Source organism: Yinghuangia sp. ASG 101, assembly GCF_021165735.1.
Classification (GTDB): Bacteria; Actinomycetota; Actinomycetes; order Streptomycetales; family Streptomycetaceae; genus Yinghuangia.
The window spans coordinates 6410166-6427271 of the sequence record NZ_CP088911.1 but is presented as its reverse complement, the minus strand read 5'-3'; the positions used below and the strand labels follow the sequence as shown (position 1 = coordinate 6427271).

Here is a 17106-nt window from a genome sequence, read left to right as displayed (position 1 = left end):
GGCTTCGTGGACACGTTCCGGGTCCACGCGAAGGCTCTGGGCGACATATGGGGGTTGTGCCCGTGCACGTGCTGCACGTGATAGACAGCGTCGATCGGGCCGGGGGGGCCGAGCAGGCATTGGCCGTGACGGCGTCGCGTCTGGTCCGCCGCGGCGTGACGCTCGACGTCGCGTATCTGCTGGACATGGACGGCTTTCAACCCGAACTCGTGGACGCGGGCGCGTCGTTGTTCGGTGTGCACGCGAAGTCCCGTGCGGCGACGGTCTCCGGGCTGCGCCGCGTGATCCGCGACCGTACGCCCGATCTCGTGCACTCCACGCTGTTCGAGGCCGACGTGGCCGGGCGCGCGGCTGCGGTCACGTGCCGCGTCCCGGTCGTGTCGAGCCTGGTCAACTCCGCTTACGGGCCCGAGCAGTTCGCGTCGCCGACCCTGCGCTGGTGGAAGCTGCGCGCGGCCCAGGCCCTGGACGCGGCGACCGCGCGGGGCGTATGCCGGTTCCACGCGTTGACCGACCACGTCGCGGACGTGATGGCCCGTCGGCTCGCGGTGCGGCGGTCCCGGATCGACGTGGTGCCGCGCGGCCGTGATCCCGAACTCCTGGGCGCGGCCCGCAAACAGCGTGACGCGGTCCGCGCGGCGCTCGGTATCGGCGCCGACACGCCGGTCGTGCTGGCGGCGGCCCGGCAGGAGTACCAGAAGGGACTGGACATCCTCGTCGACGCGTTCGGCAGCGTGCGGACGAGCATTCCCGAGGCCGTGCTGCTGCTCGCGGGCCCGCCCGGCACACAGACCGAACGGCTGCGCGCCGCCGCCGAGAAGGTCGGCGGCGAGGCGTCGGTGCGGTTCCTCGGCGAGCGGCGGGACGTCGCCGAACTCATGGGCGCCGCCGATGTGTTCGCACTGTCGTCGCGCTGGGAGGGCCTGGGCAGCGTGGTCATCGAGGCGATGGGGTGCGGAACTCCCGTGGTGGCGACGGACCTTCCCCCGGTGCGCGAGATCGTCGGCTCCACGGAGTGCGCGGTCCTCGTCCCTCCGGGGCACACCGCGGCGCTCGCCACCGCGTTGACCGGTGCGCTCAGCGACCGGGCGGAGGCCGAGGCCAGGGCGGCCGCGGCAGCCGCGCGGTTCCTCGACACGTTCACGGTCGACCGGGTGGTCGACCGCATGGTCGAGTTTTACGCGCGTGCGCGGTCCGGCAGCCGCACATGACCGGCGCGCGGCGTTCCGCCGGACGGCGGTCCGGCGTCCGACCGTCCGGCCTGACGGCGATCGGTGTGACGGCGACCGGTGTGAAGGCCTCCGGTGTGACGGCGTCCGGTGTGCCGGCGTCCGGGCAAAACCTCCACACTTCCGGCACAAGCGAGCACCTCCGGCATCCGGACGGTCAACTACGGTTGGTCCGCCGAGTGAACGTGTTGTGCCCGTCCGCTCACGTCGTGACCACAGTCCGGAGGGGGACCGGTGGAGACCTCTAGCTACTTCTCCGTCCTGCAGCGCCGCTGGCAACTGGTGGTGGCATGCCTGGCGGTGGGGTTGGTCGCCGGGTTCATGCTCACCCCCGACAACCCGAAGACCGTCGGCAACGACTGGTCGAGCACCATCTCCATCGTGCGCGCCCCGGAGACGGACAAGGAATTCCCGCTCGCGCAGGTCCAGTTCGTCTCGGACGGCGGCGACGTCGCGAAGGCCGTCGGCGCGCAGCTGGGCGAGGAACCGTCGCTCATCGCCGCCCGCGTCACCTCCGGCGTCGACACCGAGGCGGGCGTCGTCTGGATCACCGCGGAGGGCCCGACCCGCGCGGACACCGAAGTCCTCGCACGAACCTGGGCGGACGCCACGGCCCGCGTCTTCCAGGAGAAGCAGCGGGCCCAGAACCAGAAGAACGCCGACGACCTGCGGCCCCAGCTCGACCGGCTCCGCGCCGAGGTCGAGCAGTTGGGCAAGGCGGTCGCGGCGCTGCCGCCCACCCAGCAGACCGCGAGCGTGCAGCAGTCGGACCTCACGATCAAGAAGGCGGCGTACGAGGAACTGGCGGCGCGGGTCGCGAAGTGGTCGCAGCCGTTCGACGACCCCCGGGTCCTCGTCCAGGACAACCTGCGCAGCTCGGCCGACGCGGCGACGAGCATCCTGGCGCCCTCGTCGCGGCCGTTGCGCATCACGCTGGCCGGCCTGCTCGGCCTGGCGCTCGGCCTCGTCGCCGCGCTGATGGTCGACCGCATGGACATGCGCCTGCGCAGCCGCCTCCAGGTGGAGGACGCGTTCGGGATGCCGGTCATCGCCGAAGTGCCGCGCGCGCCACGGCGGATGCGTGGCGGCCACGCGGTGCTGGTCGCGGCGCGGCCGGGGAGTCCGGTGGCGGAGGCGTACCGGTCGCTGCGGTCGGCGCTGCTGTTGTCCGGGCCGCCCGGTCTGGCGTTCCGGTTGGGCGAGACCGCGCCGCGCACCGGGCGCGCGTCGTCGCTGCCCGCGCGCCGGTTCACCGATCCGGCGCCGGTGCTGCTGGTCGTCTCACCCCGGCCCGGCGACGGCCGGACCGTCACGGTCGCCAACCTCGCGGCGGCGCTCGCCGAGGCCGGGCGCTCGGTGCTGGTCCTGGACTGCGACTTCCGCAACCCCGAGGCGCACCTGTACCTGGGCGCCAAACCCGGCACCGGGTTGTCCGAACTGCTGTTGTCCGAGCGGGAGACGGACCTCGCGCACGTGATCAGGTCCACCGAGATCCCGCAGGTCACGGTGATCACCGGGGGCGCGCCGACGAGTTACCCCGCCGCGCTGCTGCTGCGCGTCGGCGACGTGATCGCACGCGCACGGCACCACGCGGACGTCGTCCTGCTCGACAGCGCGCCGCTGCTCTTCGCGAACGACACGAACGACCTGATGCGGCACGCCGACGCGATGCTGGTGGTCACGCGCAGCGGCAACCTGACCCCGGATCAGGCATCGCGGGTGTCCGAGCTGCTGACCCGAACGGGCGTGCCCGTCGCGGGCATCGCGCTGATCGGCACCGACCCGTCGACCGTCGGGGTGCGCGGCGGGCGCGGCCGGTCCGCGGCGGCCGTCCCCGGCAGCGGGCTGATCCCGCGCGGCCGGGCGAACCGTACGGCCGACGCCGCCGACGACGGCGAGCGTGCGGCGCCGAGTTGGGCCCAGCGCCCGGCGATCGGCGACGGCCCGGCGCACACCGCCGACGGCACGCCGGCCGCGCTCGGCGCCGGGCCGGACGACGGCCTTCGGCCCGAGGAGCCGCACGGCGGCGCGGCGCACGACCCGCTGGTCCACACCGCCGAGTTGCGGACGATCGGCATCCCGCCCGCGGACCACGACGACGTGTTCGACCCCGGAACGAGCGGCTTCGGCAACGGCTTCCTCGACGAAACCCCGGGCGAGAACGGTCACTTCGCGGCCCCGGGCGACCACGGCACGCACCGCGCGCACGGCACCCGGACGTCCGGCGCCGAGGACCGCCCGTGACCGTGAGCCCCCCCAGAACGCGCGTGTTGTGGCTCACCAAAGGCCTCGGGCGCGGCGGCGCCGAGCAGTTGCTCGTCAATGGTGCGCGGCACGTCGACCGCACACGCTTCGATGTCGAGGTCGCGTACGTCCTGCCGTGGAAGGACGCGCTCGTCCCCGATCTGCGCGAGGCGGGGGTGACCGTGCACTGCCTCGGCGACCGCCCGCCGCCCTCGGATCGGACCGTCCGGGGCCGACGGGCCGACGGCGGCGCACCCGACCGGGCCGACCGCGCCTGGCCGCTGCGGCTGCGCCGCCTGGTCACCGCCCGCGGCTACGACCTGGTCCACACGCACATGCCCGTCCCGGCCGTCGCGGCCCGGGTGCTGGCACGCGGCACGGTGCTCGTCCACACCGAGCACAACCTGTGGCACCGCTACCGCGCGCCGACCCGCCTCGCGAACTCCTGGACGTACCACCGCAATTCCGCGGTCATCGCGGTCTCGCGCGCGGTCGCCGGCACCATCGATCCGGCGCGGTTGCCGCGCGGCCGTGCCGGGGTCGCGCCGCTGCGCGTGATCTACCACGGCCCGGACCTGGGCGGCGTCCTCCCCGGGGCGGGCGCGCGCGAACGGGCGCGCCGCCTGCTCGACCTGGATCCGGACGGGTTCGCCTACGGCGTCGTCGCGAACTTCACGCCCAAGAAAGACCACGCGGGACTCCTGGAGGCCCACGCCCTGCTGCGCCGCACCGAACCGGGGGCCCGCATCGTGCTGGTGGGGCTCGGACCGCTGGAGGCGGCGTTGCGTGAGCGGGCCTCGCGCCCCGACCTCGCCGGTTCGGTGGTGTTCACCGGCTCGCGCGGCGACGTCCCCGAACTGCTGCCCGGTTTCGATGTTTTCGCCCTGGGTTCGCGGCAGGAAGGCCTGCCGGTCGCGTTGATGGAGGCGATGGCCACGGGCCTGCCCGTCGTGGTCACGGATGTCGGCGGCATGCCGGAGATCGTGACTGACGGCGTGGAGGGCCGCGTCGTACGCTCGGGGGACCCCGCCGCGTTCGCGGCGGCTCTCGCGGAGGCAGCCGCCGACCCGGCGCTGCGCGGGGCTTGGGGCCAAGCGGCGCGGCTGCGCTCGCGGACGTTCGACGTCGCGGGTGCGCAGGCGCGAATCGAGGACGTGTACCGGGAGGTATTGGCGCTATGACCAACCAATACGAAGGCGGCGTCCTGGTCAGAGAGTTGGCGAAGGACGACGAGCCGGCCGTGCTGGACCTCCTGGGCACGGCCCTCGCCGGCGGGCCGACGGGTGAGCGCACCCAGGAGTTCTTCGACTGGAAGCACCGCGACAACCCCTTCGGGAGCAGCCCGGGCCTGGTCGCCGAGGCCCCCGACGGCTCGATCGTGGCCGTACGCCTGTTCCTGCGCTGGGAGTTCGTACACCAGGGCGAAACGGTGCGCGCGGTTCGGGCGGTCGACACGGCGACCCACCCGTCGTGGCAGGGCCGGGGCCTGTTCACCGCGCTGACGCGGGAGTTGCTCGACCGGGTCGCGCGGGACACCGACCTGGTGTTCAACACGCCCAACGCGAACAGCCTTCCGGGGTACCTCCGGCTGGGCTGGCACGAGGTGGGCAAGGTCCCGATCGCCCTGCACCCGATCAGGCCGCTGGCGTTCGCCAAGGGCCTGCGCGAACTGCGGTCGGGCGCCCCGGAGAAGGAGAAGGCGCTCACGTCGACCGACTTCGCGCGGACGAAAGGCCGGGGCGCGGTGAGCAGTTCGTACGCGTCCGGCTCGTCCGCGACGGCATCCGTCACGTCCCTGCCCGACATCAGCGAGCTGCCCCGGGCCACCGCGGACGACTCGTCGATCCGCTGCCGGTTTCCGACGGTGCGTCAGTTCTTCGCGGACCCGGCGGCCCGGAACGGCCTGGACGAGCTGATCGACGACGCCGAGTCCGCGGACGCCGCGCTGTGGCCGGACCGGATGCGCACCCCCGTGACCGAGGCGTACCTGCGCTGGCGCTACGAGGCGGCCCCCGGTCTCGACTACCGGGTGATCGCGGCCTACCGGCAGGGCAGGCTGGACGGTGTGGCGTTCGGACGGCCGCGCATGCGGGGGCCGTTGGCGGAGTTCACGCTGTCGCAGCTGCTGATCCGCCCGGGCGACCGGATGACCGCGCGGCGGCTCCTGTCGGCGGCCGGGCTGTCCGGCTGCGACCACGTCGCGACCCACCTGACGCCCGGCTCGGACGCGTCGCGGGCCGCGCGCTACGCGGGCTACGCGACGCCGCCGCGCACCGGCATGCTCATGGTGGCCAGGCCACTGCGTCCACTGCGACCCGGCCTGGAGCCGTTGACGCTGAACTCCTGGCATCTGGCCTTGGGTGACCTGGAGGTCTTTTGAGCGGTACCACGCTGCCGCGGTTCCGCCGGCCCAGGGTCCCGTGGAGCGGCATCGTCGCGACGGGCCTGGTCGGCGCGTACGTCGCGGTGTTCGCGTGGGCGATGGACAACCGCGCGTACGACATGTGGGGCGCGCTGATCGTCTTCCCGCTGCTGCTGACGCTGAGCATCCCGGTCCTGGAGCGGCTGACCCGCGATGACGACCCGTGGTTCCGGAAGATCGTCGTGTGGGCGCTGGTCGCGAAACTGGTGGCCTGCTTCGCGCGCTACTGGATGTCGTTCCATTTGTACGGCGGCACCGCGGATGCCGCGATGTACGACGAACGAGGCCGTGCGCTGGCGGTCTTCTTCCGCGACGGCGACTTCACCGTCGATATCGGCCGCAAGGTCATCGGCACCGGATTCATCATCATCCTGACCGGGATCGTTTACGCATTCGTCGGACAATCGATTCTTTCCGGCTACCTGGTGTATTCGTGGTTGGGTTTCTGGGGCCTTTATCTGTGCTGGCGTGCGTTCACGATCGCGTATCCGGACGGTGATCGGAAGCGGTATTCCAAGCTGCTGTTCTTTCTCCCCTCGCTGTTGTTCTGGCCGTCGGGGATCGGCAAGGACACCTGGATGCTGTTCACGCTGGGGCTGTGCGCGTACGGCTGCGCGCTGCTGCTGGTGCGGCGGCGCGGCGCGTACCTCTTCCTGCTGCTCGGCATGACCGGCACCACCATGGTCCGGCCGCACGTGACGGTGCTGGTCATGTGCGGTCTGATCGTCGGCTACCTGCTGCGGAGCAGACCGCGGCAGGTGTCCGCCCTCGGCCCCGTGCGGGCGGCGGTGGGCGCGGTGGTGCTGGGGGCGGGCGCGGTGGTCGCGCTGAAGCAGGTCGGCAAGTTCTTCGGGACGAACGACCTGAGCGCGACCTCGGCGACGGAGGTGGTCAACCGCACGCAGACGCTGACCGCGCAGGGGGGCTCCGGGCAGCAGACCGTCGAGCAGTCGAGCGTGATCGCGCCCGAGCACCTGCCGCAGTCGCTGATGACGGTGCTGTTCCGGCCGTTTCCGTTCGAGGTGCACAACATGCAGGCACTGCTGGCGTCCCTCGAAGGCGTGCTGCTGATGGCCCTGGTGGTCACCTCGCTGGCCCGGCTGCGGCACCTGCCGGGCCTGTTGGTCAGACGGCCGTACCTGGCGTTCGCGCTGGTGTACGTGCTGGTCTTCGCGATGGCGTTCGCCAACATCAAGAACTTCGGGATCCTGACCCGGGAGCGGGTGCAGGTGTTCCCGTTCGTGCTCGTCCTGCTGGCGGTCCCCAAACCCGGCGGAGGGGAGTCGCCGGACGGGCGGGGGGCGCGGCGGCGCCGCGGAGGCCCGGCGAGGACCCGGGCACCCGCGGTCGCGAAGCCGGCGGCGGTGGCGGGGGCCGGGCCCGCGCCGGGCCCGTCCGCGGCCGGGCCGCCGGGCGTTACGGCAACGACCGATCCGGCCGGGGCCGACGTCCCGGCCGCAGGGAGGGGGGATCCGCGATGGCGGTGACGGAAGGTGCGGGCGGCGTTGCCCGCGAGGCGGCGGTTCCGGCGGTGCTCGGGGGGAGCCCGGCCTTTCCGGAGGGGCTGCCGCTGACCCGCGTGCGCGTGCCCGACAGGGACGAGTTGGCGCGGCGGTTCGACGCGATCCTGGACAGCGGGCAGCTGACGGACGGCGGCACGGTCCGCGCGTTGGAGGAGGCCGCCGCCGCGATGCTGGACGTCCCGCACGTCGTCGCGGTTTCCAGCTGCACAAGCGGCCTGATGCTGGCCCTCCAGGCACTCGGCGTCGCGGGGCGGCGCGTGGTGATGCCGAGCTTCACGTTCTCGGCGACCGCGCACGCGGCGCACTGGGCGGGCGGCGAACCGGTCTTCGCCGAGATCGCCCCGGACACGCTGACCCTGGACCCGGCGGCGGCCACCGCCGCGGCCGGCCCGGGGACGGGTGCACTCATGGCGACCCACGTGTACGGCACACCGTGCGACGTCGAGGGCCTGCGGGCCGTCGCCGACGCCCGGGGCGTGCCGCTGCTGTACGACGCCGCGCACGCGTTCGGCAGCCGCCGGGGCGGGGTGCCCGTCGGCGGGTTCGGCGCCGCCGAGGTGTTCAGCCTGAGCCCGACCAAGGTCGTCGTGGCCGCCGAAGGGGGCCTGGTCGCCACCCGGGACGCGGCGCTCGCGGAGCGGATCCGCCTCGGACGCGGCTACGGCAACCCGGGCGACTACGACTGCCTCTTCCCCGGCCTCAACGCGCGGATGTCCGAGCTGCACGCCGCGCTGGCCCTGGTGTCCCTGCGGACGCTCCCGCAACGCGTCGCGCACCGGGGCGCGCTCGCGGCGGCGTTCGCGGCCCGGATCGCGGGCCTGCCCGGCGTACGGCTCCCGGCGCTCGCCAAGGGCGACACCTCGACGTGGAAGGACCTCACGCTGATCGTCGACCCGACCGCGTTCGGCTGCGACGTCCCGAGGCTCGCGGAGGCCCTGCGCGCCGAGGGCATCGACTCGCGCCGCTACTTCCACCCGGCGGTGCACACCCAGAAGGCGTACGCCCGCACGGGTGAACCGGTGCGTCTCCCGGTGACGGAGGAGATGGCCGAGCGGGTGCTCACGGTCCCGCTCTGGTCGCACATGGACGAGCCGACGATCCTGCGCGTCGCCGACGCGGTCGCACGGATCCAGGAGCACGCGACAAAGCTCTGAGCACGACGGGGGCGACCACGGGCCCCGGCTCGCCCCGGGGTCGGTTCAGCGCCCGTGTGCCAGTGCGTAGGTGCGTGCCGCCAGGTCCGTGATGCGGCACTCTCCCGCGTCCGGTACCGCCGTGTGGACGCGGTCGGCGGCGGCGCCGCGGTGTTCCGCCGGGATGCCCGCGGTGCCGGCCAGGACGCCCGCGACGGACCCGGCGACCGCCGTGTCGACGCGGGTGTCCCAGCCGTCCTCCGCGGCCAGCGCGACGCTGCGTCCCCAGTCGTCCCGGCCCCACAGCAGCGCGGCGGCGATCAGGCACGCATTGCCGACCGCGTGGTGCTCCCCGAAGCGGCCGTGCGCGCGGTGGATGTCGGCGGCGACCTCCGCCCACGGCCGTGCCCGTGCGGAGGCCACCAGCACGTCGCACAGCGCGTCGGAGAGGCGCGAGCGCACGGGGATGTGCCGCAGCGACACCGCGACCGCCTCCTCGGCGTCGCGCGCGGTGAACGCGGCCGAGGCGAGGGCCGCGACCCACATCGCGGCGTACAGGCCGTCGGCGGCGTGCGACAGTTGCGCGTCCTTGCGGGCCAGCCGCGCCGCGCGCCGCGGGTCGCCGGGGGCGATGTAGCCGTAGAGGTCGGCGCGCGGCAGCGCGTCGCCCGCCTCCTGGCACGGCTCGGGCCCGCCGTCGGCACCGCTCGGCCAGGGCGGCAGGCCGCCCTCGACGAGCAGGCGGTACGCCGCCCGCTCGGCACCCCCCGCCCGCAGGAACGGCAGCGCCGGCAGCCACAGCGAGGCCATCTGCTCGTGGGTGAATCCGGGCCCGTACGTCTCCAGCAGGCGCAGCGTCAGGACCGCCCGGTCGACGGTGTCGCCGCGGTCGGCCGCGCCGGGCGACCGCGCCGCGCCGCAGCGCCCGAGCCACCCGCCCCGGATGCGGTCGAGGAGCACGTCGTCGGGCGGCGGTGGTTCGGCGGGGCCGCACGGCGGGAGACCGGCGTCGATCGCGGCGTCGTCGGCCGGCTCGCGGCGGCCTTCGGGCGGCCGGCTCCGGCGCGGCGGGTCCTCGTCCGACCGGCCGTGGGGCCGGGTTTCTGCTCGTTCACGTCGCACGGCGTCACTCCCCTTCGGGTGGGGTCATGTGTGCCCGGCGGAATCACGGCTGTCACTTCCGGTTGCCTCCGGTCACCTGGCGGGTGCCGCGGAGCAGGCAGCCATCATGCGCCTCGGATGGCGTAATGGCCACAACTTCGTCGCACACGCGTACGCCAACCGCCCCAATCGGATGTAATCCACCCATGCCACCCGCCTTAAGTTACGCGCACGTTGCCGGGGAGGGCGGCCGTTCGGGGCCTTGGCGCAAAAGCAACGGGTAACCCGGAAATTCGACGGCGCCAAGGGGGTTCGCAACGGCCGGGAATCGCGTACCTTAGCGCCCATGACCTCGGCTCGAGCCTTTGACGGCGGCTTCTATTCGCCGTATTCGGAGACCCCGATCTACGACCGTCTGGTGGCCGAGCGAGGCCGCCCGGAGATCGGACCCATGCATGTGCCCGTGCCGGACTTCACCGGGCTCGGCCACTACTCGCGTTTCGGCGACCGTCCGGCGCTGCCGGCGCTGCCCGCGCTTCCTTCGTCGTACTCCGGTTCCTCGTACGGGGGTTCGTCGTATTCGAGCCCGTCGCCGAGCGCCTCGACCGGCGGTTACGCGGCTGCCCCGGTGCCGTATTCCGGTGCCCAGCAGGCGCCTTCGCCGGCTCCGAACGGCAACTACGGTGCCGGGTACGGCGCGCAGGGCCAGTACGCACCGGCTCCTCCGCAGCAGTACGCGCAGCCGCTGCCGCAGGGCTACCGCCCGGCTCCCGGTGCCCCGCAGGGCTACCGCCCCGCGCCCAGCCCGCCGCAGCAGTACACGGGCCAGGTCCCCCCGCCGCGCATCCCCGGCCGTCCCGACCCGGGCGGCTTCCAGGACCGGTACTGATCCGACCGGTACGGCGGCACCGCGACTACGCCGTTCGGGTTGTCCCGACCATCCGCGCACGGCGGTGCCCCGTGGCGTGTGTCGTACCGGGCCGGGTCGCCGCCGAGGCGGAGGGCCCGACGATCGCACTCCCGCGGCAGCCGAGCACGCTCGGCTGCCGTCGCACGTATTCCGAGGCCGGGTCAGCGGGCCGGGCCGCCCCCCGGCGCCGCCTCCGAGCCGTTCCCCCAGGGCTTGTTCAGAGCGCCACCCCGAGCAGCGCGTCCACCGCGCGCGAGGCCACGCCCGGCGCGCCTGCGTCGGTTCCGCCGCCGGTGCTCTGGGTCGCCGCCCAGGCGTCCATCGCGGCGAGGGCGCCGGGGGCGTCGAGGTCGTCGGCCAGGCGTTCGCGCAGCGCGGCCAGCAAGGCGTCGGCGGGCGGTCCGTCGGGCCGGGAGACCGCGGCGCGCCAGCGGTCCAGCCGGTCCTGCGCGGCGGTGAGGACGTCGTCCGTCCACTCCCAGTCGCTCCGGTAGTGGTGGGCGAGCAGCGCGAGCCGCATCGCCATCGGCTCGACGCCGGCCCGGCGCAGCGCGGACACGAAGACGAGGTTGCCGCGCGACTTCGACATCTTCTCGCCGTCGAGGCCGACCATGCCGGCGTGCACATAGGCCTTCGCGTACGGAGCCTCGCCGGTGGCCACCTGGGCGTGTGACGCGCCCATCTCGTGGTGCGGGAACACCAGGTCCGAGCCACCGCCCTGGACGTCGAACGCCATGCCGAGGTGGTCGACGGCGATCGCGACGCACTCGATGTGCCAGCCGGGACGTCCGGGGCCGAGCGGGCTGGGCCACGACGGCTCGCCGTCGCGGGCCGCGCGCCACAGCAGCGGGTCGAGCGGGTTCTTCTTGCCCGGCCGCTCGGGGTCGCCGCCGCGTTCCGCCGAGAGCTTGAGCATGTCGTCGGGCGACAGCCCGGAGACGGCGCCGAAGCGCGGGTCGGAGGCGACCGAGAAGTAGATGTCGCCGTCGACGTCGTAGGCGGCGCCCTTCTCCTTCAGGTCGACCACGAGCGGCACGATGCGGTCGATCGCCTCGACGACCCCGATGTAGTGGTCGGGGGGAAGCACGCGCAGGGCGGTCATGTCCTCGCGGAACAGCGTGGTCTCGCGCACCGCCAGTTCGGTCCAGTCCTCGCCGTCGCGTGCGGCGCGCTCCAGGAGCGGGTCGTCGACGTCGGTGACGTTCTGGACGTAATGCACGCGGTGTCCGGCGTCGCGCCATACCCGCTGGAGCAGGTCGAAGGCCACGTACGTCGCGGCGTGCCCCATGTGTGTCGCGTCGTACGGCGTGATGCCGCAGACGTACAACCGGGCCACCGGCCCCGGGGCGGTCGTCACAAGATCGCCCGCGGCGCTGTCGTACACGCGCGGGGAGGCGCCCTGACCAGGCAGGACGGGCAATTCGGGGGCAGGCCAGGCATACATGCCTATGAGCGTAACGGCAGGTGAGCACGCCTCGGAGTGGGGCGGCGGAATTCGTCCTTCCCGCAATACTGGAGAAATATCCTCCACTACTGCTATCGTCGAGACCAAGTGGAGCAACTTCATCCACTTGATCCGTCCCGCGCGTCTGTCGAGAGGAGGAGAGCGCCCGCGCAGAATTGATCGACTCACCAGGACAGCGCCCCACGTACGCCGCCCCCGCCGCGAGTCGCGGAGCATCGACGGACGGGCCACCGACTAAGGAGACAGGCATGCGCGCCGACGCGGAGCGGAACCGGCAGGCGATCATCGCCGCGGCCCGCGACATCTTCAGCGAGTCCGGGGCCGACGCCCCGCTCGACGAGATCGCCCGGCGTGCGGGGGTGGGCATCGCGACGCTCTACCGCCGCTTCCCGCACCGCGACGACCTGATCCAGGCGGTGGTGGTCGACACCTTCCGGCGCATGGCCGAGGTCGCCGAGGCCGCGGTCGCCGAAGGCACCGACGCGTTCGACGCGTTGCGCCGGTTCACCCACGCCGCACTCGACGTCAAGATCGGCGCGACGCTGCCCGCCCTCGTCGGGCACGTGGTGTTCGACGGCGAGATAGACCGCGCACGGCTCGACGTCGCCAACCGGCTCCAGCCGATGCTGGAGCGGGCGCAGGAAGCGGGCCTGGTCCGGCCGGACGTCGCGTTCGGCGACATCACCCTCATGGTGATGCGGCTGAGCCGGCCGCTGCCCGCGGTCACCAAACTCCTGATGGACACCGACATCGCCCACCGGCACCTGGACATCTACCTCGACGGCCTGCGGGCGGCCGGCAGCGAGGCGCGCTCGGTCCTGCCCGCCCCCGTCGTCACCCTCGCCGACTTCGCGAGGTTCCGGGAGAGGGTGGGCGGTTACGCCGGTACCCCGACCGACACCCCGACCGACACCCCGACCGACACCCCGACCGACGCGCCGCCCGCGGCCGGACCCCCGTCCGACGCCGACCCGCCGCCCGGCCCGGCGACCGCGGCGGCCCCGGGCGATCCCGCCTGACGCACCCGCTCCCCCACGGCCCCGACCCACCCCACCCACCGACCCACCCACTCCTCGAAGCAGGCGATCACCATGAGCACGTCGCTTTCGAAAGACCCCGCTCAACCGCCCGCACCCACCACCCCCGAGGTCAACCCGCGCCGCTGGCTGGCCCTCGCCTTCATCGCCCTCGCGCAACTGATGGTCATCATCGACGTGACCATCGTGAACATCGCCCTGCCGTCGGCCCAGACGGACCTCGACGTCTCCGACTCCGCGAGGCAGTGGGTCCTCACCGCCTACACCCTCGCCTTCGGCAGCCTGCTGCTGCTCGGCGGCCGGATCGCCGACTACACGGGCCGCAAGCGCACGTTCATGATCGGCCTGATCGGTTTCGCCGCCGCCTCGGCGCTGGGCGGCGCGGCGAACACCTTCGGCCTGCTGCTCGCCGCCCGCGCGCTGCAAGGGTGCTTCGGGGCCCTGCTGGCGCCCGCCGCGCTGTCGCTGCTGGCGGTCAACTTCACCGACCCGAAGGAACGCGCCACGGCGTTCGGGGTGTTCGGCGCGATCGCGGGCGGCGGCAGCGCGCTGGGGCTCGTCCTCGGCGGGTTCCTGACCGAATACCTCGACTGGCGCTGGTGCTTCTACGTCAACCTCCCGGTGGCGCTGATCGCGGGCACGGGCGCCTACATGGTCCTGACCGAGACGCGCGCGGAGGGCCGGGCACGGTTCGACATCCCCGGCGTCCTGCTGGCCACCGCGGGCCTGTTCGCGGTCGTGTACGGGCTGAGCGAGGCCGAGTCGAACGGCTGGGGCTCGGCGACCGTCGTGGGCCTGCTGATCGCCGGCCTGGTGCTGCTCGGCGCGTTCGTGTACGTCCAGACCCGCGTCGAACAGCCGCTGCTGCCCCTGCGGATCGCGCTCGACCGCGCACGCGGCGGCGCGTACCTGGCGATAGGGCTCGGCGTCATCGCGCTGTTCGGGGTCTTCCTGTTCCTCACCTACTACTTCCAGGAGGTCAAGGGCTACTCGCCGGTCAAGGCCGGCCTGGCCTTCCTGCCGATGTCGGCGGCGGTCGTGGTCGTCGCGGGCGGGCTGTCGTCCCGCCTGATCCCCCGGGTTCCGCCGCGCCTGCTGATCGTGCCGGGCCTGCTGATCGCCGCGGCCGGCATGATCACGCTCTCCACCGTGGACGTGGACACGTCGTACGCGGGCGGCGCCCTGCCGTCGGTCCTGCTGCTGGGCGCGGGCATGGGCCTGGTGATGTCCACCTCGATGAACTACGCGACCCACAACGTGGCGCCGGAGGACTCCGGCATCGCGTCCGCGATGGCCAACACCGCGCAGCAGGTCGGCGGTTCGATCGGCATCGCGCTGCTGAACACGATCGCGACGACCGCGACGGCGGACTACCTGCGCGACCGGACACCGTCGCAGGAGGTCGTGCACGCGGGGCTCGTGGAGGGCTTCTCGCAGGCGTCCGTGTACGCGGCGTGCATCCTCGTGGGTGCCGCGGTGGTGGTCGGCTTCGTGATGAACACGCCGCGCCCGAAGCCCGTGCCGCACACGGGCGGCGCCGCGGACGACAGCGCGCCCCGCGCGGTGCACGTCGGCTGACGGCACCTCCCGACATCGCGTGAAGGCCCGGACTCCCCACCGGAGTCCGGGCCTTCACAGGTCACGGGGGCGGCAGAGCGGCGGCGCGATCCGCCGGGCTCAGATCAGCGGCCAGGGCACCGCGGGCCGCCGCCCGGGAGTCGGCACCGGGTGCGTGCGCGTCCGCACCAACGCGTCGACCCGCGCGCCGAGCGCCGCGATCTCGTCGGCCGTCAGATGCGCCGCGAGCGCCGCGCCCAGATCCTTGCCGAGGTCGGTGCTGAGCCGCCGCAGCGTCTCCAGCGCGTCGTCCGGAAGGCCCTCGCCCGCCCAACCCCACAGCAGCGTGCGCAACTTGTCGTCGGTGTGCAGGCAGATGCCGTGGTCGATGCCGTAGACGTGGCCGTCGGCGCCGGGCAGCAGATGCCCGCCCTTGCGGTCCGCGTTGTTGACGACCGCGTCGAACACCGCCACGCGGCGCAGCGGTTCGCTGTCGCGGTGCACCAGCAGCGCGGGCCGGTGGCCGCCTTCGCCGTCGTCGACCGCGACCTGGGCTATCGGCAGCCAGCCCGGCTCGGGAGCCGAGGCCTCCTGGACGTCGACGAGCCCCCCGCCCGGTTCGCCGTCGATCCACAGCTGGCACATGCCGGTTCCGTACGGCCCCTCCCGCAGCACGGTCGGCGGCACGATGCCCCACCCCGTCGCCTCGGACAGCGCGTACGTCGCCACCTCGCGCCCGGCGAGCGTGCCGTCGGGGAAGTCCCACAGCGGGCGTTCGCCCGCGACCGGCTTCCACACGCACGCCCGGGCGACACCGTCGAACTCGATACGGCAGTACAGCGTCGCGTTCGAGGCATCGGTCAACCGGCCCTCGACGGTGATCTCGCCGCGGCTCAGCAGCTCTTCGGCGGCATCGGTGTCGAGGGCGGTCTCACGGCCCGCCGGGCCCGGTGCGGCGCTCAGCGGCGGTATCCGTTCGCGCGGGGGCAGATGTGCCCGTCGGCGTCCATCGGCAGCCCGCAGAACGGGCACGGCGGCCGGCCGGCGGCGACCACGAGCAGGGCGCGCTTGGCGAACGCGCGGGCCATCGGCCCGGTCAGGCGCACGCGCAGCAGCGGCGGGCCGTCCTCGTCGTCCTCGCCGAGCAGCGTGTCCTCGGGGTTCTCGTCGTCGGGAACCTGTGCCTGGGCCTCCACGACGAGCCGTTCGTCGTCGGAGTCCCACGCGAGCGCCATCGTGCCGACCCGGAACTCCTCCAGGATCGGCACCTCCAGCGGCGCGGAGTCCTCGAGGTCGGGCGGCGCCACGGCCGGGACCGGCGTCTCGCCGCCGGCGCGGCGGACAAGCTCGTCGAGCAGTTCGTCGACGCGCTCGGCGAGCACCGCGACCTGGGCCTTCTCCAGCGCGACGCTGGTGACGCGCCCTCCCGCGGCGGCCTGGAGGAAGAAGGTGCGCTGCCCTGGCTCCCCGACCGTGCCTGCGACGAAGCGGTCCGGGGGGTCGTAGAGGAAGACCTGGCGGGGCACGAGTTGGGCTCCGTACTACTCGCGGTGGTGACTGGACTTGGGGTTTGCCGACGGATCCGACAGAACGCCCGACCGTATCGCGTGGCGCTCCGCCCGGTCGCGCGGGTCACCGCGGACGGGCATGTCGGTTCCTCGCTGCACCCTACGGCGCCCCGGCTCCGCCGCCCACCACCGCGTCGTCGGAGGCGGTCGTTTTCGCCGCGCGCCGCCGCCGCTTCGGCGCGGACGCCAGCCCCTCGACGCCGCCGCCGGTGTCGTTGAGGCGCGCGACGAACGGACGCGTGCGGCCGTACTGGACCACGGTCAGCGAGCACGGGTCGACGACGATGCGCTGGAAGAGGTCGAGGTGCAGGCCGAGTGCATCGGCGACGAGGGCCTTGACCACGTCCCCGTGCGAGCACACCAGATAACGCACGTCCGGGCCGTGCTCGGCCTCCAGACGCGTGTTCCAGTCGCGGACCGCGGCGACCGCGCGGTTCTGGGTGTCGCGCAGCGCCTCACCGCCCTCGCCGGGGAACACCGCGGCGCTGGGATGGTTCTGCACCACCGGCCACAGCGGGTCCTTGACGAGCTTCTTGATCTCCTGGCCGGTCCAGTCGCCGTAGTGGCACTCCCCGACCCGGTCGTCGACCTGCACGCCGGCGTCCAGCGCGAGTTTGGTGCCCTCGCGTACGGCGGCGATCTCGGCGGCCGTCTCGCGGCAGCGCTCCAGCGGGCTCGACACGACGGCGGCGAGCGGCACCGCGGCGATGCGCCGCGCGAGCGATGCGGCCTGCTCGCGGCCCTTCTCGTCGAGGTGGACCCCCGGGGTCCAGCCGGCCAGTACGCCCGAGGAGTTCGCGGTGGTCCGGCCGTGCCGGACCAGGAGCAGCGTCGCCATCGGTTCACTGTACGGGGCCGGGCGGCGGGGCGGGGAGCCGCGTACCCGTCCCGTTCCCGCCGGGCGCCGCGGGCGGGGC

Annotated in this window: 14 protein-coding genes; 9 read left to right on the top strand and 5 right to left on the bottom strand. The window is 73.5% G+C overall.

Going from position 1 to position 17106, the window contains the following annotated elements; all coding sequences use genetic code 11:
* Positions 1-47 precede the first annotated feature (47 nt).
* The 6 genes from LO772_RS27580 (at position 48) to LO772_RS27555 (ending at position 8572) form a co-directional block, all read left to right on the top strand.
* Complete coding sequence (locus LO772_RS27580) at positions 48-1211, top strand: glycosyltransferase (RefSeq protein ID WP_231774731.1); 1164 nt, start codon at positions 48-50, stop codon at positions 1209-1211.
* Between the two features lie 252 nt (positions 1212-1463).
* Positions 1464-3473 carry a CpsD/CapB family tyrosine-protein kinase gene (locus LO772_RS27575; RefSeq protein WP_231774730.1) on the top strand — a complete coding sequence of 670 codons (2010 nt, stop codon included), beginning with the start codon at positions 1464-1466 and terminating at the stop codon, positions 3471-3473.
* Between the two features lie 2 nt (positions 3474-3475).
* Positions 3476-4654 (top strand): glycosyltransferase, encoded by a 1179-nt coding sequence (locus tag LO772_RS27570; RefSeq protein WP_231774729.1) that lies wholly within the window; start codon positions 3476-3478, stop codon positions 4652-4654.
* Positions 4651-5853 carry a GNAT family N-acetyltransferase gene (locus tag LO772_RS27565; RefSeq protein WP_231774728.1) on the top strand — a complete coding sequence of 401 codons (1203 nt, stop codon included), beginning with the start codon at positions 4651-4653 and terminating at the stop codon, positions 5851-5853. The genes LO772_RS27570 and LO772_RS27565 overlap by 4 nt, the downstream gene beginning before the upstream one ends.
* Positions 5850-7382, top strand: a complete 1533-nt coding sequence (locus LO772_RS27560; RefSeq protein WP_231774727.1) for a hypothetical protein — start codon at positions 5850-5852, stop codon at positions 7380-7382. Before LO772_RS27565 ends, LO772_RS27560 begins: the two co-directional genes overlap by 4 nt.
* On the top strand, positions 7373-8572 hold the full coding sequence (locus tag LO772_RS27555; RefSeq protein WP_231774726.1) for a DegT/DnrJ/EryC1/StrS family aminotransferase: 1200 nt from the start codon (positions 7373-7375) through the stop codon (positions 8570-8572). The genes LO772_RS27560 and LO772_RS27555 overlap by 10 nt, the downstream gene beginning before the upstream one ends.
* A 45-nt stretch (positions 8573-8617) precedes the next feature.
* Here LO772_RS27555 and LO772_RS27550 read toward each other — a convergent pair whose 3' ends face one another.
* The gene (locus LO772_RS27550; RefSeq protein WP_231774725.1) at positions 8618-9673 is read right to left on the bottom strand and encodes an ADP-ribosylglycohydrolase family protein; all 1056 of its coding nucleotides are present in this window, start codon (positions 9671-9673) and stop codon (positions 8618-8620) included.
* A gap of 325 nt (positions 9674-9998) precedes the next feature.
* Between LO772_RS27550 and LO772_RS27545 the strand changes: the two genes are divergently transcribed.
* Positions 9999-10541 (top strand): DUF6643 family protein, encoded by a 543-nt coding sequence (locus tag LO772_RS27545; RefSeq protein ID WP_231774724.1) that lies wholly within the window; start codon positions 9999-10001, stop codon positions 10539-10541.
* 238 nt (positions 10542-10779) lie between these two features.
* Here LO772_RS27545 and mshC read toward each other — a convergent pair whose 3' ends face one another.
* Positions 10780-12006, bottom strand: coding sequence for a cysteine--1-D-myo-inosityl 2-amino-2-deoxy-alpha-D-glucopyranoside ligase (gene mshC / locus LO772_RS27540; protein ID WP_231774723.1), 1227 nt, complete (start codon positions 12004-12006; stop codon positions 10780-10782).
* Between the two features lie 269 nt (positions 12007-12275).
* On the opposite strand from mshC, the gene LO772_RS27535 reads away from it, so the two are divergent.
* Positions 12276-13046, top strand: coding sequence for a TetR/AcrR family transcriptional regulator (locus tag LO772_RS27535; protein ID WP_331717274.1), 771 nt, complete (start codon positions 12276-12278; stop codon positions 13044-13046).
* Between the two features lie 72 nt (positions 13047-13118).
* A complete protein-coding gene (locus LO772_RS27530) occupies positions 13119-14642 on the top strand; it encodes an MFS transporter (protein ID WP_231774722.1) in 1524 nt (507 codons plus the stop codon).
* A 99-nt stretch (positions 14643-14741) separates the two neighbouring features.
* On the opposite strand, the gene LO772_RS27525 is transcribed toward LO772_RS27530, so the two are convergent.
* The 3 genes from LO772_RS27525 to LO772_RS27515 form a co-directional block, all read right to left on the bottom strand.
* Positions 14742-15611: an SCO1664 family protein gene (locus LO772_RS27525; protein ID WP_443089475.1), complete on the bottom strand. Its 870-nt coding sequence runs from the start codon at positions 15609-15611 to the stop codon at positions 14742-14744.
* Positions 15581-16147 carry a DUF3090 domain-containing protein gene (locus tag LO772_RS27520; RefSeq protein WP_231774721.1) on the bottom strand — a complete coding sequence of 189 codons (567 nt, stop codon included), beginning with the start codon at positions 16145-16147 and terminating at the stop codon, positions 15581-15583. The genes LO772_RS27525 and LO772_RS27520 overlap by 31 nt, the downstream gene beginning before the upstream one ends.
* A 142-nt stretch (positions 16148-16289) precedes the next feature.
* Positions 16290-17027, bottom strand: coding sequence for a histidine phosphatase family protein (locus tag LO772_RS27515; RefSeq protein WP_231774720.1), 738 nt, complete (start codon positions 17025-17027; stop codon positions 16290-16292).
* Positions 17028-17106 lie beyond the last annotated feature (79 nt).

Coding starts and splice junctions, on each gene's coding strand:
- LO772_RS27580 (WP_231774731.1), top strand. CDS start 48: ATGGGGGTTGTGCCCGTGCACGTGCTGCACGTGATAGACAGCGTCGAT.
- LO772_RS27565 (WP_231774728.1), top strand. CDS start 4,651: ATGACCAACCAATACGAAGGCGGCGTCCTGGTCAGAGAGTTGGCGAAG.
- LO772_RS27555 (WP_231774726.1), top strand. CDS start 7,373: ATGGCGGTGACGGAAGGTGCGGGCGGCGTTGCCCGCGAGGCGGCGGTT.
- LO772_RS27545 (WP_231774724.1), top strand. CDS start 9,999: ATGACCTCGGCTCGAGCCTTTGACGGCGGCTTCTATTCGCCGTATTCG.
- mshC (WP_231774723.1), bottom strand. CDS start 12,006: ATGTATGCCTGGCCTGCCCCCGAATTGCCCGTCCTGCCTGGTCAGGGC.
- LO772_RS27535 (WP_331717274.1), top strand. CDS start 12,276: ATGCGCGCCGACGCGGAGCGGAACCGGCAGGCGATCATCGCCGCGGCC.
- LO772_RS27530 (WP_231774722.1), top strand. CDS start 13,119: ATGAGCACGTCGCTTTCGAAAGACCCCGCTCAACCGCCCGCACCCACC.
- LO772_RS27515 (WP_231774720.1), bottom strand. CDS start 17,027: ATGGCGACGCTGCTCCTGGTCCGGCACGGCCGGACCACCGCGAACTCC.